Annotated in this window: 21 protein-coding genes; 7 read left to right on the top strand and 14 right to left on the bottom strand. The window is 74.2% G+C overall.

Annotation, left to right across the window (positions count from 1 at the left end; genetic code table 11):
- Positions 1-21: 21 nt before the first annotated feature.
- Both AB0424_RS05615 and AB0424_RS05610 read right to left on the bottom strand, forming a co-directional pair.
- Positions 22-1,179 (bottom strand): hypothetical protein, encoded by a 1,158-nt coding sequence (locus AB0424_RS05615; protein WP_366302469.1) that lies wholly within the window; start codon positions 1,177-1,179, stop codon positions 22-24.
- Entirely contained in the window at positions 1,176-2,585 is a 1,410-nt protein-coding gene (locus tag AB0424_RS05610) for a hypothetical protein (RefSeq protein ID WP_366302468.1), read from the bottom strand. Before AB0424_RS05610 ends, AB0424_RS05615 begins: the two co-directional genes overlap by 4 nt.
- Before the next feature lie 232 nt (positions 2,586-2,817).
- On the opposite strand from AB0424_RS05610, the gene AB0424_RS05605 reads away from it, so the two are divergent.
- Positions 2,818-3,735 carry a Gfo/Idh/MocA family oxidoreductase gene (locus AB0424_RS05605; protein WP_366302467.1) on the top strand — a complete coding sequence of 306 codons (918 nt, stop codon included), beginning with the start codon at positions 2,818-2,820 and terminating at the stop codon, positions 3,733-3,735.
- Here the strand turns inward: AB0424_RS05605 and AB0424_RS05600 are convergent.
- Both AB0424_RS05600 and AB0424_RS05595 read right to left on the bottom strand, forming a co-directional pair.
- The gene (locus AB0424_RS05600; protein ID WP_366302466.1) at positions 3,677-5,158 is read right to left on the bottom strand and encodes a PLP-dependent aminotransferase family protein; all 1,482 of its coding nucleotides are present in this window, start codon (positions 5,156-5,158) and stop codon (positions 3,677-3,679) included. The genes AB0424_RS05605 and AB0424_RS05600 overlap by 59 nt on opposite strands.
- A 28-nt stretch (positions 5,159-5,186) precedes the next feature.
- Positions 5,187-5,546: an ArsC/Spx/MgsR family protein gene (locus AB0424_RS05595; RefSeq protein WP_366302465.1), complete on the bottom strand. Its 360-nt coding sequence runs from the start codon at positions 5,544-5,546 to the stop codon at positions 5,187-5,189.
- Positions 5,547-5,695: 149 nt separating this feature from the next.
- Between AB0424_RS05595 and AB0424_RS05590 the strand changes: the two genes are divergently transcribed.
- A complete protein-coding gene (locus AB0424_RS05590) occupies positions 5,696-5,971 on the top strand; it encodes a hypothetical protein (RefSeq protein ID WP_366302464.1) in 276 nt (91 codons plus the stop codon).
- A gap of 113 nt (positions 5,972-6,084) precedes the next feature.
- Here AB0424_RS05590 and glnA read toward each other — a convergent pair whose 3' ends face one another.
- Positions 6,085-7,509, bottom strand: a complete 1,425-nt coding sequence (gene glnA / locus AB0424_RS05585) for a type I glutamate--ammonia ligase (RefSeq protein WP_366302463.1) — start codon at positions 7,507-7,509, stop codon at positions 6,085-6,087.
- 233 nt (positions 7,510-7,742) lie between these two features.
- Here glnA and AB0424_RS05580 point away from each other — a divergent pair, with 233 nt between their 5' ends.
- Positions 7,743-8,210, top strand: a complete 468-nt coding sequence (locus tag AB0424_RS05580; RefSeq protein ID WP_366302462.1) for an RDD family protein — start codon at positions 7,743-7,745, stop codon at positions 8,208-8,210.
- Between the two features lie 86 nt (positions 8,211-8,296).
- Here the strand turns inward: AB0424_RS05580 and AB0424_RS05575 are convergent, their stop codons facing one another.
- From AB0424_RS05575 to lipB, 4 genes are all read right to left on the bottom strand, one after another.
- Complete coding sequence (locus AB0424_RS05575) at positions 8,297-9,001, bottom strand: DUF4191 domain-containing protein (protein WP_366302461.1); 705 nt, start codon at positions 8,999-9,001, stop codon at positions 8,297-8,299.
- Positions 9,002-9,011: 10 nt separating this feature from the next.
- A complete protein-coding gene (locus AB0424_RS05570) occupies positions 9,012-9,227 on the bottom strand; it encodes a hypothetical protein (protein ID WP_366302460.1) in 216 nt (71 codons plus the stop codon).
- Between the two features lie 284 nt (positions 9,228-9,511).
- Positions 9,512-10,480: a lipoyl synthase gene (gene lipA, locus AB0424_RS05565; protein ID WP_366302459.1), complete on the bottom strand. Its 969-nt coding sequence runs from the start codon at positions 10,478-10,480 to the stop codon at positions 9,512-9,514.
- A gap of 114 nt (positions 10,481-10,594) precedes the next feature.
- On the bottom strand, positions 10,595-11,404 hold the full coding sequence (gene lipB, locus AB0424_RS05560; protein WP_366302458.1) for a lipoyl(octanoyl) transferase LipB: 810 nt from the start codon (positions 11,402-11,404) through the stop codon (positions 10,595-10,597).
- 287 nt (positions 11,405-11,691) lie between these two features.
- Between lipB and AB0424_RS05555 the strand changes: the two genes are divergently transcribed.
- A complete protein-coding gene (locus tag AB0424_RS05555; RefSeq protein WP_366302457.1) occupies positions 11,692-13,164 on the top strand; it encodes a regulator in 1,473 nt (490 codons plus the stop codon).
- Positions 13,165-13,468: 304 nt separating this feature from the next.
- Here AB0424_RS05555 and AB0424_RS05550 read toward each other — a convergent pair whose 3' ends face one another.
- Both AB0424_RS05550 and AB0424_RS05545 read right to left on the bottom strand, forming a co-directional pair.
- The gene (locus AB0424_RS05550) at positions 13,469-14,845 is read right to left on the bottom strand and encodes an NAD(P)/FAD-dependent oxidoreductase (protein WP_366302456.1); all 1,377 of its coding nucleotides are present in this window, start codon (positions 14,843-14,845) and stop codon (positions 13,469-13,471) included.
- Between the two features lie 178 nt (positions 14,846-15,023).
- Positions 15,024-15,944: a TIGR01777 family oxidoreductase gene (locus AB0424_RS05545; protein ID WP_366302455.1), complete on the bottom strand. Its 921-nt coding sequence runs from the start codon at positions 15,942-15,944 to the stop codon at positions 15,024-15,026.
- A gap of 39 nt (positions 15,945-15,983) precedes the next feature.
- Between AB0424_RS05545 and AB0424_RS05540 the strand changes: the two genes are divergently transcribed.
- On the top strand, positions 15,984-16,484 hold the full coding sequence (locus AB0424_RS05540; RefSeq protein WP_366302454.1) for a GNAT family N-acetyltransferase: 501 nt from the start codon (positions 15,984-15,986) through the stop codon (positions 16,482-16,484).
- On the opposite strand, the gene AB0424_RS05535 is transcribed toward AB0424_RS05540, so the two are convergent.
- Positions 16,473-17,123, bottom strand: coding sequence for a TetR family transcriptional regulator (locus AB0424_RS05535; RefSeq protein WP_366302453.1), 651 nt, complete (start codon positions 17,121-17,123; stop codon positions 16,473-16,475). The genes AB0424_RS05540 and AB0424_RS05535 overlap by 12 nt on opposite strands.
- A 120-nt stretch (positions 17,124-17,243) precedes the next feature.
- Here AB0424_RS05535 and AB0424_RS05530 point away from each other — a divergent pair, with 120 nt between their 5' ends.
- Positions 17,244-18,038: an SDR family NAD(P)-dependent oxidoreductase gene (locus tag AB0424_RS05530; RefSeq protein WP_366302452.1), complete on the top strand. Its 795-nt coding sequence runs from the start codon at positions 17,244-17,246 to the stop codon at positions 18,036-18,038.
- Between the two features lie 97 nt (positions 18,039-18,135).
- Here the strand turns inward: AB0424_RS05530 and AB0424_RS05525 are convergent, their stop codons facing one another.
- Complete coding sequence (locus tag AB0424_RS05525; RefSeq protein ID WP_366302676.1) at positions 18,136-18,657, bottom strand: DUF4240 domain-containing protein; 522 nt, start codon at positions 18,655-18,657, stop codon at positions 18,136-18,138.
- 99 nt (positions 18,658-18,756) lie between these two features.
- Here AB0424_RS05525 and AB0424_RS05520 point away from each other — a divergent pair, with 99 nt between their 5' ends.
- The gene (locus AB0424_RS05520) at positions 18,757-19,677 is read left to right on the top strand and encodes an SDR family oxidoreductase (protein WP_366302451.1); all 921 of its coding nucleotides are present in this window, start codon (positions 18,757-18,759) and stop codon (positions 19,675-19,677) included.
- Positions 19,678-19,764: 87 nt separating this feature from the next.
- On the opposite strand, the gene AB0424_RS05515 is transcribed toward AB0424_RS05520, so the two are convergent.
- Positions 19,765-20,727, bottom strand: coding sequence for a WYL domain-containing protein (locus AB0424_RS05515; protein WP_366302450.1), 963 nt, complete (start codon positions 20,725-20,727; stop codon positions 19,765-19,767).
- Between the last annotated feature and the right edge of the window lie 26 nt (positions 20,728-20,753).

Here is a 20,753-nt window from a genome sequence, read left to right as displayed (position 1 = left end):
CGTTTGTGAACCCCGTGTTACTCAGCTTTCCCGATCTTCGCGCACCCGCCGTGCGACCACGTGCGCGTCGAGCAGCCCGCCGAGCCCCGCCGACCGGATCCGGCGCACGACCTCCTCGTACGAGGTGCCGAGCGCCTCCGCCGTACGCCCCAGGTGCCAGTCGTGCGCGTCGAGCCGCCGCAGCAGGTACCCCTTGCGGATCTGGTTCTCCGACAGCCGGAACGTCTTCAGGTACGCCGTCCGCCCCTTGTGGTCGGTGATCAGCTCCCCGATGTGCTGCTCCTGCCCGCCGCGCAGGAACGGCGGCAGGAACCGGTACAGGGCGAACGACCCCATCCGCTGCACGCGCGAGAAGGCGTACGGCGTCTCCAGGAGGTCCCGTGCCATCAGCCCGTCGTGCGCCGCCGACCAGGCCCGCTCCTGCTCCCGCGCCGCCGCCCGCAGGTCCGCGAGGCTGCGGATGCCGCCGGCCCCGTCCCGGATCCGCGCCGTGAACTCCGGCACCGGCGCGCCGTAGTGCGCGTACTGGTGCACCAGCTCCCCGTACAGGTCCTCCACCAGCGTCGGGTGCAGCCGCCGGTAGTCCTCCGGGTGCGGCACCACGAAGGCCGCGGCCAGCGCGTCCGCCACGTAGAGCAGCAGCCCGCACTGCCCCGGGTGGAGCTCGAAGATCCGCAGCGCCTCGCCGAGCCCCGGCACCGCCCACCCGGCGTACGCCGCCTCCGCCCGCGGCGAAAGACCGCGTCGCACCGCCTCCCGCGACCAGTCGTCCCAGACCACGGACGGCCCGCCGAAGTGCAGCGCGAGATACCCCTCCAGCGCGAGGTGGAGCGGCAGGAACCGCAGCCGCCGCTCGCCCTGGCGCCGCTTCGCCATCCGGTGCAGCCGGCGCACGGGCACGCCCGGCGGCGCCCCCTCGACGCCGAGCCGCGTCCCGTACGCCGCCTGCTCGGCGCCCTTCCCGGTGCCCGTCCAGTCGGCGACGAAGCCGTGCGGCACGTACGAGGTGTAGACCGTCCGGTCCCCCAGGTCCACCGTCGCCGGGCCGTACCCCCCGTACACCTCCCGGTGCAGCCGCAGGCCGGCCACCGGCTCCGACCGCACCAGCGGCACGAGTCGCACCCCGCCCCACACCTGCGCCGGACGCGTGTCGAGACCGGTCGGATCGATCCGGGTCATGCCCCGGCCCCCTTCAGGAACAGCTCCACCCGGCGGTCCAGGTACGCCCGCAGCTCGGCGAAGCCCGTCCGCCCCTCCGCGAACTGCGCCAGCTCCACCAGCGCCGGGAGATCCTCCGCGTCCCGGATGCCGGCCGTCGGCACGCTCGGCGCCAGCCGGCGCACGTCGAAGCCCCCGGCGTCGTATACGGGGTTGAGGTGGACCACGCTCGTCCGCCGCTCCGGATCGAGCCGCGTCCGCCACACCCGCAGCACCTCGCCCGCCAGCCCCGGCGGCGCGTTGTCCCAGCCGTCCGAGACGACCACCAGCCGCTCGGGCCCCGTCTCCAGCGCGTCCAGGATCCGTGCCCCGAGCGGCGTCGGCCCGGACGGCCGCACCATCAGCGGATCGTCCCCGCCCGAGGTCCACAGCCCGGTGAACGCCCCCGGATCCGCGAGGGCCTCAAGGAGGAAGTGGCACCCCAGCGCCACGGCCAGCGGACGGCGCCGCTTCACCGCCGAACCGGACGAGGAGAAGCTGTCGTCGAGCACGGCCGCCACCCGGCCCCAGCTCCCGGCGTACGGCCCCGCCGCCCGCCGCGCCGCGGCGCGCAGCGCCCGCGTGAGCTCGGCCCGCCGCGCGACCCGCTCGGCGAACGGCAGCGCCAGGACGTACAGCGCGAGCCGGGTCAGCGGCATCACCGACAGATCGGCCCCCGCGCCCGCCGCCCGCTCCGTCCGCAGCCGTTCGAGCCGGGTCATGCGGGGCGCGATCCGCTCCAGGAAGAGCGCGCGCGGCACCCGGTGCTTCGCCGCGAACCCCTCGGCGACCGTGAACGGCAGCTCGTACAGCGCGGACTGCTCGTAGTGCGCCCTCCGGTGCGCGTCCAGCGTCGGGCTGTCGTACCGGACCCGGCGGCCCGGCGCGAAGAGGAAGTCGCCCGTCTCGGGGTCGGCCGGTGGGGCGTGGACGTGCCGCACGGCCGTCTTCAGGCCCGTCCGGTACTTCACCGCGTCCAGCGCCGGATCGGGGCGCGCCGCGAGCCACCCGCGCACGATCGCGCGTGTCCGCCGGTTGTTGACCCCGGCGGCCCGCAGCGCGCGGAACAGCCGGTACACCCGCTGCGGCGGCAGCAGCGCCAGCCGTGCAGCGATCAGCCGGCCCTCGGCCCGCTTCTCCTCGGGCCCGCCGGCCTCGTCCGCGGTGCGCAGCAGCCACTCGACGATCAGCGCCGCGTTGTGGTGGTTGATGTCCAGGGCGAGCGCCGCCGCGTACACCGGCCGGTAGTTGATCCGTACGTACGCGTGGACGAAGGCCAGCGAGAAGCCCTGCTCCGCGGCCGAGGAGCGGAACTCCCGCTGCCCGGTGGCGGTCACGGCCGCGTTCACGAAGAGCAGCACGTCCTCTGCCGCGACCCGTTCGGACACGGTCCTCTCCCTCCCCCTGGGTGCCGGCCGGGGAATGAGGGCGCGAACAGCGAAGACGTTGCTTCAGAGGCAGGTTCCGGAAGTCGCACCGGAGTCCCGCGGCCGGCCCCGGAACGCTAACACCGGGGTGGGGGAGCCCCGCCAGCGCATTTCGTCAAGCGCCGGGTGCGCCGTCCGGTCCGCCCGCCGGACGCCCGGACCGGCTGTCGGTGGCGCTTGGCAGACTGGCCCCATGGCGAAGCAGCTGGGCGCGAAGCCCCGTATCGGTCTCCTCGGCACCGGCCCCTGGGCCGCCCGGACGCACGCGCCGGCGCTCGCCGGACACGCCGGCGTCGAGTTCAGCGGCGTGTGGGGGAGGCGCCCCGACGCGGCGGCCGCACTCGCCGCCGAGTCGGGCACGCGCGCGTACGACGACGTGGACGCCCTCCTCGCGGCGAGCGACGCCGTCGCCCTGGCGCTCCCGCCGGACGTGCAGGCCCCCCTCGCGGTGCGGGCCGCCGAGGCCGGCTGCCACGTCCTCCTGGACAAGCCGGTCGCCACGACGGTGGACGGCGCCCGCGCGGTGGCCGAGGCGGTCGAGGCCGCGGGGGTCGCCTCCGTCGTCTTCTGCACGCTGAGGTTCGCGGAGCCGACGGCGCGCTGGATCGAGGAGCGGGCGGCGGAGGGCGGCTGGTTCCTCGGCGAGGCGCACTGGCTGGGATCGCTCTACGGCCCCGGCTCCGCCAGCGACTACGCGGCCTCCCCCTGGCGGCGCGAGAAGGGCGGCCTCTGGGACGTCGGCCCGCACGTCCTCTCGGTCTACCTGCCCGTCCTCGGCGACGTCACGGCGATCACGGCCGCCCCCGGCCCGGGCGACACCCACCACCTGGTCCTGCGGCACGCGTCGGGCGCGAGCAGCACGGCCACCCTCACCCTCGGCGCCCCACCGGAGGCGGCGGAGGCGGCCCTCACCCTGTACGGCACCGGCGGCCGCGCCGGGATGCCGTCGTGGGACGGCGCGGTGGGCGCGTTCGGCGCGGCCGTCGACGCCCTCGTCGCGGCGGCCCGCACCGGCACGCCCCACCCCTGCGACGCCCGCTTCGGCCTGCGCCTCACCGAGATCCTGACGGAGGCGGAAACCAGGGCCCGGGCGGCGCGGCCTCGGCCGTAGCCCCGCCCGGCAGCCCGCCGACGCTCTCGGCCAGCGCGGCGCACAAGGCGCTCAGCGCCGCCCCGTACAGGCGCTCCGGCGGGGTGGCGTAGCCGACGACCAGGCCGTCCCGGTGGGCGGGGCCGGGCGCGTCGGGGTGGCGGTAGGAGGACAGGGCCTCGACCGCGACCCCGTGCCGGGCGGCCGCGGCGAGGGCGGCCGGCTCGGTGCCGGGCGGCAGTTCCAGGACGGCGTGCAGCCCCGCGGAGATGCCCGTCACCCGCACCCCCGGCACACGCTCGGCCAGCGCCGCCGTCAGCCGGTCCCGGCGGCCCCGGTGCCGCCGGCGCATGCGTCGGACGTGCCGGTCGTAGCCGCCGGAGGCGAGGAGTTCGGCGAGGGTGAGCTGGTCGGTGGCCGAGGAGTACGGCTCCCGTTCCCCCTTCGCCGCGACGACGTCGTCCACGAGCGCGGCCGGCAGGCACATCCAGCCGATCCGAAGGACGGGGGAGAGGCTCTTGCTGACGGAGCCGACGAGGACGGTCCGCTCGGGATCGAGGCCCTGGACGGCGCCCACCGGCCGCCGGTCGTAGCGGAACTCCCCGTCGTAGTCGTCCTCCACCACGAGCCCGCCGGACCGCCGCGCCCACTCCAGGACGCCCGCGCGCCGCTCCGGGTGCAGGGGCCCGCCGGTGGGGAACTGGTGGGCGGGGGTGAGCAGGACCGCGGCCGCCCCGGACGGGATCTCGGCGACCCGGGCCCCGTCCCCGTCGACCGTGACCGGCAGGGTGCCGACCCCGGCCTCGGCGAGGAGGCCCCGGTGGAACGGCAGTCCGTACGCCTCGACCGCCCACGGTCCCGCCCCGACGACCCGGGCCAGCAGCCGCAGCGCGTGCGCGGCGCCGGAACAGACGACGATCCGGTCGGGGTCGGTCCGCACCCCCCGGACCCGGGCGAGGTAGGCGGAGAGCGCCAGGCGCAGTTCGACGCGGCCGCGTGGATCGCCGATGCCGAACGCCTCGTGCGGCGCCGCCGTCAGGGCCCGCCGGGCCGCCGCCAGCCAGGCCCCGCGGGGGAAGGCGCCGGGATCCGGCTTGCCCTGGACGAGGTCGTACGGCGGAGGCGGCGGCGCGGCCGTGCGCGCCGGCCCCGGGGCGGGCGCGGCGACCCGGTCGGCCACGAGGGTGCCCGATCCCTGGCGGGCGGTCAGCCACCCCTCGGCGACCAGCTCGGCGTACGCGTCTGCGGCCGTGTTGCGGGCGACCCCGAGATCGGCCGCGAGCGACCGGTACGGCGGCAGCCGCGTTCCGGGAGCCAGCCGCCCGCTCCGGACCGCCTCGCGCAGTGCCTCGGTCAACGCCGCCCGCCGGCTTCCGACCGCGGCCTGCTCCAGATGCAGATCGACCCCGAGCACGCCGGCCGCCGCGTCCTCCACCCCGCTCACCGCGCCCCCCTTCCCCCTTCCCGCCGTCTCAGCGGGACAGCGCGTCGCGCACGGCTTCCTCGGAACGGGCCACGACCGCGGTGCCGTCCTCCGCCGTGATGATGGGCCGCTGGATGAGCCGGGGGTGCCCGGCGAGCGCCTCGATCCACCGGTCGCGGTGCTCCGCGTCCCGGGGCCACTCCTTCAGCCCGAGCTCCTTGGCGTCGGCCTCCTGGGTCCGGGTGATGTCCCACGGCTCCAGGCCGAGGCGGTCGAGGACCTGGCGGATCTCGTCGGTCGACGGCACGTCCTCCAGGTAGCGCCGCACCGTGTAGTCGGCCCCCTCGGCGTCGAGCAGGGTGAGGGCGCCGCGGCACTTGGAACAGGCGGGATTGATCCAGATCTCCATACCCCACACGGTACCCCCCACGCCCCCCTCCACCACCCCCCAAACCCTGTCTGGCCAGGGGCGATTGTCAGTGGGGGCCACTAAAATGAGGGGTGAAGGTGAGGGTCCCGGGGAGGGCCCCCATCCCACTGTTCGTCAGGAGGTAGCCCATGGCTCTCGCCGCGATCCGGACGCCGTCCATCGAACCCTGGAAGCCCCTCCAGAGGAGGCCGCTTCCCGCGGGCCGCCCCCGCGAGTGGTACGTGACGCACAACCGCCGACTCAAGGCCATGCGCCTCGCCATCGCCCTCCTCGACGCGGGCGTCTACCTCCCGTCGAAGGCGACCAACGCGACCATACGCACCACCGCCGAGTCCATCGGCATCCACCCGCCCTCCGACACCACCTGCCGCATGGTCCGCGCCCTCATCCGCTACGGCCGCTGAGCCGGGGGCCGTCTCCGGCCGCACGACGACGGCGAGGGCCGCCGCTCCCGGGAATCCGGGGGCGGCGGCCCTCTGTGGTGCGGTGTCCGGCCGAGGTGGCCGGGGGGTACGGCTTAGAGGTCGAAGTAGAGCTCGAACTCGTGGGGGTGCGGGCGGAGCTGGATCGGGGCGATCTCGTGGGTGCGCTTGTAGTCGATCCAGGTCTCGATGAGGTCGGAGGTGAAGACACCGCCGGCCTGGAGGTACTCGTTGTCGTCCTCGAGCGCGTGGAGGACGGCCTCCAGGTTGGTCGGGACCTGCTGGACGTTGGCGTGCTCCTCGGGAGCGAGCTCGTACAGGTCCTTGTCGATCGGCTCGGCCGGCTCGATCTTGTTCTTGATGCCGTCGAGGCCCGCGAGGAGCAGGGCGGAGAAGGCGAGGTACGGGTTCGAGGACGGGTCCGGCGCGCGGAACTCGACGCGCTTGGCCTTCGGGTTCGAGCCCGTGATCGGGATGCGCATGGCGGCGGAGCGGTTGCGCTGCGAGTACACCATGTTGACCGGGGCCTCGAAGCCGGGGACCAGGCGGTGGTACGAGTTCACCGTCGGGTTGGTGAAGGCGAGCAGCGACGGGGCGTGCTTGAGGATGCCGCCGATGTAGTAGCGGGCGGTGTCCGAGAGGCCCGCGTAGCCGGTCTCGTCGTAGAACAGCGGGTCGCCGTTGGCCCAGAGCGACTGGTGGACGTGCATGCCCGAGCCGTTGTCGCCGAAGATCGGCTTCGGCATGAAGGTCGCGGTCTTGTTGTTGCGCCAGGCGACGTTCTTCACGATGTACTTGAAGAGCATCAGGTCGTCGGCCGCGGCGAGCAGCGTGTTGAACTTGTAGTTGATCTCGGCCTGGCCGGCGGTGCCGACCTCGTGGTGCTGGCGCTCGACCTGCAGGCCGACGTTCTCCAGCTCCAGGGAGATCTCGGAGCGCAGGTCGGCGAAGTGGTCGACCGGCGGGGCCGGGAAGTAGCCGCCCTTGTAGCGGACCTTGTAGCCGCGGTTGTTCTCCTCCGAGCCGGTGTTCCAGGCGCCGGCCTCGGAGTCGATGTGGTAGAAGCCCTGGTTCGCCGAGGTCTCGAAGCGGACCGAGTCGAAGACGTAGAACTCCGCCTCGGGGCCGAAGTACGCGGTGTCGGCGATGCCGGTGGAGGCGAGGTACGCCTCGGCCTTCTTCGCGATGTTGCGCGGGTCACGGCTGTACTGCTCGCCCGTGATCGGGTCGTGGATGAAGAAGTTGATGTTCAGCGTCTTGTCGCGGCGGAAGGGGTCCACGCGGGCCGTCGACAGGTCGGCGCGGAGCGCCATGTCGGACTCGTGGATCGCCTGGAAGCCGCGGATCGACGAGCCGTCGAAGGCGAGCTCCTCCGCCGGGTCGAAGGCCGTCGCCGGGATCGTGAAGTGCTGCATCACGCCCGGGAGGTCGCAGAAGCGGACGTCGACCATCTTGACGTCGTTGTCCTTGATGAACTTCTGGACCTCGTCGGCGTTCTGGAACCCGTGCTTCTCGGACATCCAACTCCTCCTACTCCCGGCCCGGGGAGGGGCGGGGTTTGCAGCTCGGTCGTGCGGCCAGTGCGGTGGCACACGCTGGACCCGACCATAGGCAGACGGGATTTCTCAAGCGTGACCCAATTGTTTCGTCGAAGTTAACCGGGGTGGGTGCCGCGGCGCACCCCGGGCGAGCGGTGCCGCCGTACGTGTACCCGGGCCGAACTGATCAAAAACGGGCACAGTACCGTGGTCGGGTGGACAACAGGCAAGCACTCGGATCTTGGCTCTCCGGCCCCCGCGCGGCGGCCGAGGACGCAGGCGTCGACTTCGGCTACCGCGGCGAGCAGCTGGGGCTGCCCGAGGAGGGCCCCGGTTCGATCGCCCGCCCCGGACGGCGGCTCGGCGCGCTCGCCGTGGACTGGGCCCTCTGCATGCTGATCGCATACGGCCTGATCACCGACGGCTATGACCAGGCGACGGGCAACTGGGCCCTCGGCATCCTGCTGGTCCTGAGCGTGCTGACGGTCGGCACGGTCGGCTCGACGCCCGGCAAGCGCCTCTTCGGGCTGCGGGTCGTCTCCGTGAACGGCGGCCGGCTGGGCCTGGCGCGGGTCGCCGTCCGCTCCGTGCTGGTCTGCCTCGCCCTGCCGGCCCTCATCTGGGACCGCGACGGCCGCGGCCTCCACGACCGTCTCTCCGGCGCCGTCCAGGTCCGCATCTGACCCGCCCCCCGTGCCGCCGGCGGCACGGGGACACGAGGAAGGCCCCGGACCGTCGGTCCGGGGCCTTCCTCGTGGGATGTGTGGGATCAGCGCGTCTTTCCGCCGCGCGGCATCCGCATGCCCTTCGGCATCGGACCCTTGGGCAGCGGCATGTTGCTCATGAGGTCGCCCATCGCCCGCAGCCGGTCGTTGGCGGCGGTCACCTGGGGGCCGGTGAGCACCCGGGGCAGCTTGAGCATGGTCGTACGGACCTTCTTCAGCGGCACCTGGCCCTCGCCGTCGCCGACGATGATGTCGTGCACCGGCACGTCCACCACGACGCGGTTCATCCGCTTCTTCTCGGCCGCGAGCAGGGTCTTGACCCGGTTCGGGTTGCCCTCCGCCACCAGCACGATGCCCGCCCGGCCGACCGCGCGGTGCACGACGTCCTGGCTGCGGTTCATCGCGACCGCGGGGGTCGTGGTCCAGCCCCGACCGACGTTCTGGAGCACCGCCGCGGCCGCGCCCGGCTGGCCTTCCATCTGCCCGAAGGCCGCGCGCTCCGCGCGCCGCCCGAACACGATGGCCGCCGCCAGGAGCGCCAGGACGAAGCCCAGGATTCCCAGATAGACCGGATGACCGATGAGGAAGCCGATCCCGAGGAGGACACCGAGTACCACGATGCCCACGCCCGCGACGACCAGACCGACCTTCGGGTCGGCCTTCCGGGTCATCTGGTACGTGAGGGCGATCTGCTTCAGTCGCCCTGCGTTCGCAGCGTCAGCGCTGCCCGTGTTTGCCTTCCTCGCCATGTCCTGAAGTTTACGTGGCTCGCGAGGTGCGCCCGGACGCGGCCTCCATCACATGGTGTGCCTCGACCCGGTCCTTGGCGCGGCGGCGGTCCTCCAGGACGGAGTTCCAGGCGTTGCGCCGTGCGGTGCGCTGCCCGGCGCCCAGGAGCAGCGCCTCCACGGCCTTCAGGGCGTCGGTGACGGACGGGATCGCGGTGACGCGGACATGCGTCGATGCGGCCGGCATGCGGGGTCCTCCCTCGATTGCGGGTGAGACGAGGTGGGGGTGTGAGCGGGTGGTGGCGGTGAGTGAATCCAGGCTCACAGATCGGTGTTACCAGGGCGTGACCCGGTGGTCAAACACTGATGAAACGTTGATGAGCCCGGTCGGGCGAGTGCCGGAACGCCGGTGCGGCCCGTACGCCCCCGCTGAGCTGCGGGGCCGTACGGGCCGCATCGGATTCGGCCACTACTGACCGGTAACTACTTGTGCGCGGATTCACACGGACGCCGCGCGCACCGCGCGCCGTCTCAGACGGCCTGCGTGGCGTTGTCCACGGCGCCGCGCTTCTCGATCGCCTGCTGGAACAGGCGGCCGGCGCGGTACGAGGAGCGGACCAGCGGGCCCGACATCACACCGGAGAAGCCGATCTCGTCGGCCTCCTCCTTCAGCTCCACGAACTCCTGCGGCTTCACCCAGCGCTCGACGGGGTGGTGCCGGACGGAGGGGCGCAGGTACTGGGTGATGGTGATGAGCTCGCAGCCCGCGTCGTGCAGCTGCTGCAGCGCCTCGCTGACCTCCTCGCGGGTCTCGCCCATGCCGAGGATCAGGTTCGACTTCGTGACCAGACCGTAGTCCCGGGCCTGGGTGATGACGTCCAGGGAGCGCTCGTAGCGGAAGCCGGGACGGATCCGCTTGAAGATCCGCGGCACCGTCTCGACGTTGTGCGCGAAGACCTCGGGGCGGGAGGCGAAGACCTCCGCCAGGAGCTCCGGCACCGCGTTGAAGTCGGGGGCCAGCAGCTCGACCTTGGTGCGGCCGTCGGCGCGGTCCGCCGTCTGCTGGTGGATCTGGCGCACGGTCTCCGCGTACAGCCAGGCGCCGCCGTCCTCCAGGTCGTCGCGCGCGACGCCGGTGATGGTGGCGTAGTTCAGGTCCATCGTGACGACCGACTCGCCGACGCGGCGCGGCTCGTCACGGTCCAGCGCCTCGGGCTTGCCCGTGTCGATCTGGCAGAAGTCGCAGCGCCGGGTGCACTGGTCACCGCCGATGAGGAAGGTGGCCTCGCGGTCCTCCCAGCACTCGAAGATGTTGGGACAGCCCGCCTCCTGGCAGACCGTGTGCAGACCCTCGCTCTTCACGAGGCCCTGCATCTTCGTGTACTCCGGACCCATCTTGGCGCGGGTCTTGATCCACTCGGGCTTGCGCTCGATGGGGGTCTGGGCGTTCCGGACCTCCAGGCGCAGCATCTTGCGTCCGTCGGGGGCGACTGCGGACACATCGGCTCCTGTAGCTTCGATTCTTCGGCGCACACCAGGGTACGCCGTTGCTTCCCATGCCTTACTACGTCTGGCCAACCTCTGGCCAGGGCCCTGCATTCCTCAGGGCCCTCCTCAGGCCGAGGCCGGTTCCACCGGACGCTCGATCTCGCGCGGCTTCAGCTCCGCCTGCTCCAGGACCTCCCGCAGATGGCGCTCCACGACCGGGAGCACCTCCTCGATCGACAGGTCGCGGCCCAGCTCGTTGGCGAGCGAGGTGACGCCCGCGTCGCGGATGCCGCACGGGATGATCCGGTCGAACCAGGCGTTGTCCGGGTTCACGTTCAGGGCGAAGCCGTGCATGGTGACGCCCTTGGCGACCCGGATGCCGATGGCGGCCAGCTTGCGGTCCTCGCGGCGCTGGCCGGCGTTGGACGGGGCGTACTCGGGCCCGTTCAGGCGCGGGTCGAACTCCTCGTCGTGCAGCCGCGGGTCGAAGTCGAGCGACAGCCCGCCGAGCGACGGCCGCTGCTCGACCGGGTCGCCGAGGACCCAGACCCCGCTGCGTCCCTCGACCCGCGTCGTCGCCACGCCGAACTCGGCGGCCGTGCGGATCAGGGCGTCCTCCAGACGGCGGACGTGCGCGACGACATCCACCGGGCGGGGCAGCTTCATGATCGGGTAGCCGACGAGCTGGCCCGGACCGTGCCAGGTGATCTTGCCGCCGCGGTCCACGTCCACCACCGGCGTCCCGTCGAGGGGGCGCTCGTTCTCCGCCGTGCGCCGGCCGGCAGTGTAGACCGGCGGGTGCTCCAGGAGCAGACAGGTGTCGTCGATCTCGTCGGCGAACCGCGCGGCGTGCACCTCGCGCTGCCTGTCCCAGGCCACCTGGTACTCGACGGCGTCCGCGCCGAACCCCAGGCGGACGAATCGCAGCTCACTCACGGCCATGCCTCCTCCTGAGTGCCGGGACCGGGGACCGGGGATCATCCCGGGCCGGTACGGCACCATGCGTCATTCGCGCCCATGCCACTGTACGGCGGCGGGCGGGGCGCACCTCCGGCAGGTGACCGGGGGCGCCTACGTCAGCGATGCCATCAATCCTCACACGATCGGATGAATGTGGGGCGAAGGTGGCGGTACGGGCCGTCCGGACCGCTAAATTCACGCCGTTCCATGAGGGTCCGACGGGGCTGCCGCCGGGACCCGGAAGGCAGGAGACCGCACAGCTGATGACGGAACGACCACCGCAGCGCATCCCGAACCGCCAGCTCGCCGCACTGATCGCGGAAGCCGGGTTCTCCAACGCGGGCCTCGCCAGACGGGTCGACCAGCTCGGTCTCGAACACGGCCTCGACCTGCGGTACGACAAGACCTCCGTGACCCGCTGGCTCCGCGGCCAGCAGCCGCGCGGCACCACCCCCGCCCTCATCGCCGAGGTCTTCACCCGCCGCCTCGGCCGCCGGCTCTCCGCCCAGGACCTCGGCCTCGACGCCTGCGCCCCGGTCTACGCGGGCCTGGAGTTCGCGGCCACCCCCGAGGAGGCCGTCGACATCGTCAGCGGCCTCTGGCGCAAGGACTCCGGCAGCCACGCCGAACTCCGCAAGATCGCCTTCACCCCGGCGGGCCTCGTCGTCCCCAGCCGCGACTGGCTCATCGGCCGCGCCGACGACCGCGTCGCCCGCGGCGAACCCGCCCCCGGCGCGAACCGGCCGACCGCCGCACCGCCGCAGGACCCCCGCGTCCCGGCCCAGGGCCGCTTCTCCGTCCCACGCCAGCGCGGCACGGACCGGGGGCCCGGCCAGCGGGTGTCCACCGGCGACATCGCCGCGCTCCGCTCCGTCGGCGAACTCTTCCGCACCCTCGACCACGCCTACGGCGGCGGCCACGCCCGCCAGGCCCTCGTCCGCTACCTGGAGCACGAGGCCGAGCCCATGCTGCGCGGCACCTACGGGGAGTCCGTCGGCCGCCGCCTCTTCGCCGCCGCCGCCGACCTCACCCGGCTCGCCGGCTGGACCTCCTACGACATCGCCGCCCACGGCCTCGCCCAGCGTTACTTCGTCCAGGCCCTCCGCCTCGCCCAGGCCGCAGGCGACCGCGCCTACGGCTCGTACGTGCTCCTCACCATGAGCTGCCAGGCCGTCTACCTCGGCCACGGTCGCGAGGCCGTCCAGCTCGCCCGGGTCGCCCAGCAGGGCGTCGGCCCCGCCGCGCCGCCCGTCGTCCAGGCCATGCTCCACGCCATCGAGGCCCGCGGACACGCCGTCCTCGGCGAGGCCCGGGTGTGCAGCGCCTCCCTCGTCCGGGCCGAACGCGCCCTCGAAGCCGCCCGCCCCGGCGACGACGTGCCCTACTGGGCCCGCATGTTCGACGAGGCCCAGCTCGCCGACGAGCTCGGCCACTGCCACCGCGACCTCCAGCAGTACCGGCCCGCCGCCCAGCACGCCGAGCGCGCCCTCCAGCTCCGCGCCCCCGGCTACGCCCGCAGCCGCCTCTTCTGCCGGGTCGTCCTCGCCACCTCCCGCCTCGCCCTCGGCGAGCTCGACCAGGCGTGCGCGCTCGGTGCGGAGGCCGCCCAGCAGGCGTCCGAGATGCGGTCCGCCCGGGCCGTCGAGTACGTCCGCGACTTCGAGCGGCGCCTCGAGCCCTATCGTGACGCGGCCGCCGCCCGCACCTACCGAGACCGCGTAGCCACCCTCACCTGACACCCCGTGTTCCCGCGCGGGCCCGGTGCCGCGCCGTTGTGGGCAACTGTTCCGCTGGGCGGAACGGGTGGGCACAACGGAACGGCGCCCCTTGCCGGGCCCAGGCTTCCGCGCCCTGACCCGCACCCGTTGTGCACCGCCCTGTGGGTGCGGGTCAGGCCGAAGGCGGCGCAGGCGCGGCCGAGCGCGCCGTCCCGTGTGCCCACCCGTCCCGCCCCAGCGGGACGATTGCCCACACGGCCAGGGGCCAGATCCGGTGCGGGGGCACCGAGCCCGCGACGGTGGGGCGGCGGGGCGAGGAGGGTCAGGCGGCGGATTCGGTGGAGGGGGTGGGGAGGGACGGGGTGAGGCCGAGGTCGGAGAGGACGGCCGCGGCGGCCCGGTGACCGGAGGTCAGCGCGCCGTAGGGGGTACTGGTGGCGCGGTGGTCGCCGCAGACGTAGAGCCCCGCGAGGAGGCGGACGGAGCGGCGGGCGTCGTGCGGGGGAGCCATGACGGGCACGGCGTCGCGGGTGTGGTGGAGGGCCAGCAGTTCCCACTCGTCGGTGGACGTGCCGTACAGCGTGGCGAGGTGCTTGCGGACCCGTCGTTCGGTGTCGTCGGGCGGGGCGCCCAGCACCGTCGAGGTGATGAGGGTCCGGCCGGCCGGGGCGCGGCCGGGGTCGACGGCGCTCATGACGGCGGTGTGGGCCACGGGCCCGCCGGGGTCGGACTCCAGGAGCAGCGTGGGGTCGGTGGTGGGGGCGGCCGGGGCCGTGTGGTGGAGGACGGTCACGGGGTGGAAGGCCGGCACGCGCAGACCCGGCAGGAGCTCGGCCGCCGACCGCGCGCCGGTGGCGAGGATCATCGAGCGGCAGCCGATCACGCCGTGCTCGGCCGTGGTGACCCGGGAGACGGACGCCTCCGTGACCCGTACGCCGGTGCGGACCGTGCCCGGCGGCAGCGACGCGGCGAGCCGTTCGGGCAGCGCCGCCGAGCCGCCCTCGGGGGCGGAGAGCCGGCCGCGGGCGAACGCGCGGAGCACCAGGTCCGCCTGACGGCTCGACGTGCCGAGGTCGGGGTCGGCGAGGAGGGCCGCGAGCAGGGGGCGCAGCACCCCCTGGACGGTCCGGGCGGGCAGCCGGGCGGTGAGGGCCTCGCGGGCGGTCCGCTCGGGGCGGGCGAGGAGCCGCTGGGTCGTCGTCGCGGCGAGCCGGACGAGGGACGCGCTCAGCCGGGCCTGGTCCAGTGAGGCGGCCGGATGCCGGGGGGCGCTCGCGAGGGCGCGTGCCACGCTGAACGCTCCCCCCACGCTCCGGTGGCCTCCGCCCCGGGGCACGCCGGGGGCCCGCCGCGGGTGCGGCGCGCCCCAGCGCGCGTACCGGCCGTCGGTGTGCACGAGCACCCCGGGCCCGAAGGGCCGCAGGGCGAGGCCGTCGAGGCCCGGCAGGGCCCGCAGTTCCTCGTGCGACAGGGTGAGCAGCGGCCCCACCCGGTCGAGGAGGAAGCCGTCGACGGAGTCGGTCGCCATCCGGCCCCCGATCCGCGGCTCCGCTTCCAGGACGGCGACGGAGACTCCGGTGCCGGTCAGCCGGTGGGCGGCCGCGAGCCCCGCGATCCCGGCTCCCACGATCACGACGTCGACGTTCTCCACGACGTCCGTACGCTGTGCGGTCCTTGCGCTGTCTGCGCTGCTGAGCACGTGCCCCTCCCCAGGTCGGCGCGGCCGGTGGGATGCCTATGCCCCCAACGAGCCTCCGGAATGCCCGAGTTCGCCGTTCGGGTCGAGCCTAGGCAGCGCTCCCACCGGTGCCAGCAGCGCGTACCGGGGTGGCTGCGGCACGGGGGAGCACAGGGGTGCGGAGGACCGCGCCGTCCCGTCAGCGGGCCGCCGCGCGGATCGCGTCGTCGATGGTGGGGAAGGCGAAGTCGAAGCCGGATTCGAGGAGTCGGGAGGGAAGGACGCGCTGACTGCCGAGGACGTCCTGGGCGAAGTCGCCGAGGACGAGCCGGAGGGCGGGTGCGGGGACGGCGAGGAGGGCGGGGCGGTGGAGGACGCGGCCCATGGCGGCGGTGACCTCGCGGTTGGTGACGGGTTCGGGGGCGGTGAGGTTGACGGGGCCGGAGAGGCCGGAGGTGTCGACCAGGTGGCGCAGGGCGGCGACCTCGTCGTGGAGGGAGATGTGGGACCAGTACTGGCGTCCGTCGCCCATGCGGCCGCCGAGGCCGGCGCGGAAGACGGGGAAGAGGCGGCCCCAGGCGCCGCCTTCGCGGGCGACGACGAGGCCGGTGCGGGCGTAGGTGACGCGGATGCCGGCCGCCTCGGCGGGGGCGGCGGCGGCCTCCCACTCGACGCAGACGGAGGGGAGGAAGCCGGTGCCGGCGGGGGCGCTCTCGTCGACGGCGCGGTCGCCGGTGTCGCCGTACCAGCCGAGGGCGGTGCCGCAGACGAGGGCCTCCGGGGGGTGGGCGAGGGAGGCGAGGGCCTCGGCGACGGCGCGGGTGCCGAGGACGCGGCTGTCGCGGATCTCCCGCTTGTACGCCTCGGTCCAGCGGCGTTCGCCGACGCCGGCGCCCGCCAGATGGACGACGGCGTCGACGCCGACGAGCCCGGCGGCGTCGACGTACAGCCGCTTGGGGTCCCATTCGACCTCGTCGGCGGTCCTGGCCGGGTGGCGGACGAGGCGGAGGACGTCGTGGCCGTCGGCGCGCAGGGAGCGGACGAGGGCGGAGCCGATGAGCCCGGAGGCGCCGGTGACGGCGACACGCTTGCGGGTGGCGGAACGCTGCATGGGCACCATCCTGCCCTTCCGGGGCGCCCGGGTGGCACAGTGGCGGGCATGATCGTGCCGCAGACGCAGACACGTACCGCCGGGCCCGACGACGCGGACGCGCTGGGCGCCCTGGACCGGGCCGCCTGGTCGACCCTGCACGCGGTGCTGCCCGCGCCGGAGGAGCCGTACCCGCCCTTCTTCGACGAGCGTCACCGGCCGGAGGACTACCTCGTCGCGGTGCGCGGGGGCGTGCTCGTCGGATACGTGCGGGTGGTGCCGGCGACGCCGCTGGCCGCCAACGCCCATGTCCGCCAGATCCAGGGCCTGGTCGTGGCCGAGTCCGCACGGGGGCGGGGCGTCGCGAGGACGCTGCTGCGGGCCGCGATGGACCGGGCGCGGCAGGACGGCGCCACCCGGATCACGCTGCGGGTGCTCGGCCACAACGCGCCGGCCCGCGCGCTCTACGCCGCGGAGGGCTTCGTCGTGGAGGGAGTCCTGCCGGGGGAGTTCGTGCTGGACGGGGCGGCCGTGGACGACGTCCTGATGGGGCGTCCGCTACTCGGCTGAGTCGCGCAGCAGCCGCAGGCCGCCCGTCAGTTCGCGCAGGCAGCGGACGGCGAGGTCGGCCGGTGCGCCCTCGCCGTGTGCGGGGGCGTCCGTCTCGGCCCAGCTCTCCAGGGCGACCCGGATGGCGTCCGTGGCCGCAGCGGCGGCGAGCCGGACCTCCAGGGGGTCGGCCTCGGGCCCGGCGAGTCCGGCGACGACCTCGCGGAGCCGCTCCTCCGACTCCTGGTTGACCCGGTACCAGACGGCGCGGAGGGCGGGGTCCTCGGCGGCGGCGCGCAGCAGCCCGCGGGTCCAGCGCAGTCCCTCGGCGGTGGCCTCGTCCGCGGGGGTCAGGGAGGCGGCGACGGAGCGTTCGAGGACCCGGGCGAGGCCGGTCCCGGTCTCCGGGCCGGCCGCCGCGAGCTGTTCCCGCCAGCGGTCGGCGCCCCCCGCGAGGAGCGGGGCCACGGCGTCCTGCTTGGAGCGGAAGTACCGGTAGAAGGTGCGCAGGGCGACCCCGGCCCGCTGGGCGATGTCCTCGGCCGTGGTGCCGTCGGGTCCGTGTGCGGTGAAGAGCTCGGCGGCGGCGCGGGCGATGTCCAGCTGGGTGGCGGCCTTGCGGCGCTCCGTCAGCGAAGGGGAGGGGGGCTTGGTGCTCACCGTAGGAAGCCTACGCCCGCGGGTGCCGGGTATGCACGACATGCACATATGGCAAAACGTGCCATCCGGGCGTACGGTGGCAGCGTTCCACGGAAAGCTTGACTTCGAGAGGTTGCCGCCATGAACCACCTGACCCGTTACGAAGGACGCCGCGCCCTGATCACCGGCGGCGGCTCCGGCATCGGCCAGGCCACCGTCCTGCGCGTGCTCGCCGAGGGCGGCCGGGTCGTCGCCGCCGACATCAGCGAGGACGGCCTCAAGGACACGGTCGCCAAGGCCGGCGACGCCGCCGACCGGCTCACCACCGTCGTCCTCGACGTCGCCGACGAGGGCTCCGTACGGGCCGGGGTCGCCGCCGCCGTCGAGGCCCTCGGCGGCCTGGACGTGCTGGTCAACGCGGCCGGCATCCTGCGCTCCTCGCACACCCACGACACGAGCCTGGACTTCTTCGAGCAGGTCATCCGGATCAACCTCACCGGCACGTTCCTCGTGATCCGCGAGGCGATACCCGCCCTCCTGGAGGGCGACGGCTCCGCGGTCGTGAACTTCTCCTCGACCTCCGCGATGTTCGCCCACCCCTACATGTCGGCCTACGCGGCCAGCAAGGGCGGCATCCAGTCCATGACCCACGCGCTCGCCGCCGAGTACGCCGGCCGGGGCATCCGCTTCACCGCCGTGCAGCCCGGCTCCATCTCCTCCGGCATGACCGACGGCTCCGGCGCCAGCCGCCGGAGCGTCGGCCCCGGCCTCCCCGAGGACGCCGACCTCTCCCTCTTCATGAAGCTGGCCCCCGCCCTCGGCCAGGGCTTCGCCGGCCCCGAGACCGTCGCCGGCGTCGTCGCCATGCTCGCGAGCGAGGACGGGAAGTTCATCACGGGCACCGAGGTCCGCATCGACGGCGGCACCCACTTCTGACGGAGCTCCGCGGCCCCGGCGGCACCTGCGCCCGGGACGCGCGCGGACCCCTGGGCACCCGCCCCGGGGTCCGCGCGCGTCCCGGAGGGCATGGCCCCTACGTCGACCCGAAGCGCTCCCACAGCCGGGGGAAGCGGGCCGCGAGGACGTCGTCGTCCGCCAGGTCGAAGGGGGCGCCCAGCGGCTCCCCGCCCGGCATCGGGATGCCGAGGTCCGGCGTCTCGGCGCCGGTCAGCGCCTCGTACGCCTCGTCCGCGGCGAAGCCGATCTCCTCGCCGTCCCCGTCGATCTCCACGTCGAAGTCGTCGAGGAGCTCCGCCAGCGCGTCCGGATCGTGCACGGCCCCCTCGAACACCTCCCGGCCCTGGCCGATCAGCCAGCACCGGAACGAGTCGAAGACCTCGTCGCCCGCCCCGTCGAAGAGCACGGCGGCCGCGCCCCACAGCTCCCACAGGTACGCGCGGTTGAAGCGGGCCTCGAAATGGCGCGCGTAGTCGAGCACGGAGTCGGGGTCCAGCTTCGTCAGACGTTCCACGAGCAGATCGGCCTGCTCCTCGGGGTCGCCCTCGGCTTCCCCGCGGGTGGCGTCGATGATCTCCCAGAACTCGGTCTCGTCCATCACGGGACCAGCATCCTGCCCCGGCGAGGCCGACGCACCCGGAAAGACCGAATTGAATCCGGACAGAAGGTGTCCGGCATTCCTGGCAGCCTGAGCGTCATGACGACTGAGACCACACCGCTGCGGGGACGGATCTGCCTGGTCGCCGGGGCCACCCGGGGCGCCGGACGGGCCATCGCCGTCCAGCTCGGGGCCGCCGGAGCCACCGTGTACGTCACCGGGCGCACCACCCGTGACCGGATCAGCGAGGTCGGCCGGGCCACGGAGACCATCGAGGAGACCGCCGAACTGGTGACGGCCGCCGGCGGCGAGGGCGTCGCCGTCCCCACCGACCACCTGGAACCGGACCAGGTCCGCGCCCTCGTCGAGCGCGTCGACCGCGAGCGCGGCCGGCTCGACGTCCTCGTCAACGACGTGTGGGGCGGCGAGCACCTGCTGGCCTTCGGCCGCAAGACCTGGGAGAACGACCTCACCGGCGGGCTGCGGATGCTCGAACTCGGCGTACGGACGCACGCCATCACCTCGCACACCGCGCTGCCGCTGCTCATCCGCCACCCGGGCGGCCTCGTGGTCGAGGTCACCGACGGCACCACCGCGTACAACGGCACCCGCTTCCGCGAGAACCTCTTCTACGACCTCGCCAAGAACGCCCCCCTCCGGATGGCCTTCGGCCTCGGCAAGGAGCTGGCGGAGTACGGCGGCACGGCGGTCGCCCTCACCCCCGGCTGGCTGCGGTCCGAACAGATGCTCGCCGCCTTCGGCGTCACCGAGGAGAACTGGCGCGACGCCCTCGCCGCCACTCCCGACTTCGCCGTCTCCGAGTCCCCGGTCTACGTCGGCCGGGCCGTCGCCGCCCTCGCCGCCGACCCCGACCGGCACCGGTGGAACGGCGCCTCGCTCTCCAGCGGACAGCTCGCACGCGCGTACGACTTCACCGACGCCGACGGCTCCCGCCCCGACGCCTGGGGGTTCATCGTCGCGGGCGAGACCGGCAAGCCCGACCCGGCCGACTACCGGTAGCCCCGGGGCCGGTCGGAGTCCGGAGCCGGGGAGGGCTCCGACCGGACCGGTGGTCCTCGGCACCGGAGAGGTCCGGGGCACCCTCGGTCAGGCGTACAGCGCCGCCAGGTCGCGGGCGGCGTCGGCGAACCGGGTGCGGAGGGAGGCGGGGGAGAGGATCTCGGCGTCCGCGCCGAGGGTGAGGAGCTGCGAGAGGGCGACGTCCTCGCTCTCGACCGGGAGGGTCGCGGTGACCCGGCCCTCGGGGTCGCAGGCGGCCGCGGCCAGGGCCTCCTCGGCGGCGGCGCGGTCCGTGACGTGCGGAAGGCGGCGGGCGCCCGCCTCGGTGAGCCGGACGACGACCTGGGCGCGCAGGATCGAGCGGGCGAACTCGGCGGAGCGCTCGGCCCAGAAGGCGGCGAGGTCGAAGGACTCGTCCCGGACGAAGCGCTCGTCGGCGAGGGCGACGGCGGTGAAGCGGTCCATCCGGTAGGTGCGGAAGGCCGTGCCCGAGCGCGCGCACAGGTACCAGACGCCCGCCTTCAGGACGAGGCCGTACGGGGCGAGGTCGCGCTCCACCTCACGGTCGCCCCGGCGGTAGCGGGCGGCGACCCTCCGGTCGTCCCAGACGGCCTCGGCGACCGGCGGCAGGAACTCCGGCGTCTCCGGCTCCTGGTACCAGCCGGGGGCGTCGAGCAGGAAGCGCCGCGCCGCCGACTCGGGGGCGTCGCGCAGCGAGGGAAGGAGCGCGGCCGAGACCTTCAGACGGGCCGCCGAGGCCGCGTCCTCCAGCCCCATGTCCCGCAGCGCGCCCGGCAGCCCGGAGAGGAACAGCGCCTCGGCCTCGCCGCGCGCCAGACCGGTCAGGCGCGTGCGGTAGCCGCCGACGAGCCGGTACCCGCCGGACCTGCCCCGCTCCGCATAGACCGGAACCCCCGCCTCCGAGAGGGCGAGGGCATCGCGGGTGACGGTCCGTTCCGACACCTCCAGCTCCGCGGCCAGTTCGGCCGCCGTCATCGACGGACGGGACTGGAGCAGAAGGACCATCTTGATCAGCCGGGCGGCACGCATGAACCCATCATGCGTGCCCGCACCGA

The sequence above is a fragment of the Streptomyces sp. NPDC051180 genome (genome assembly GCF_040689545.1).
In the GTDB taxonomy this organism is placed as follows: Bacteria; Actinomycetota; Actinomycetes; order Streptomycetales; family Streptomycetaceae; genus Streptomyces.
The sequence above is the reverse complement of the archived record's forward strand: the minus strand, read 5'-3'. Positions and strand labels throughout refer to the sequence as shown.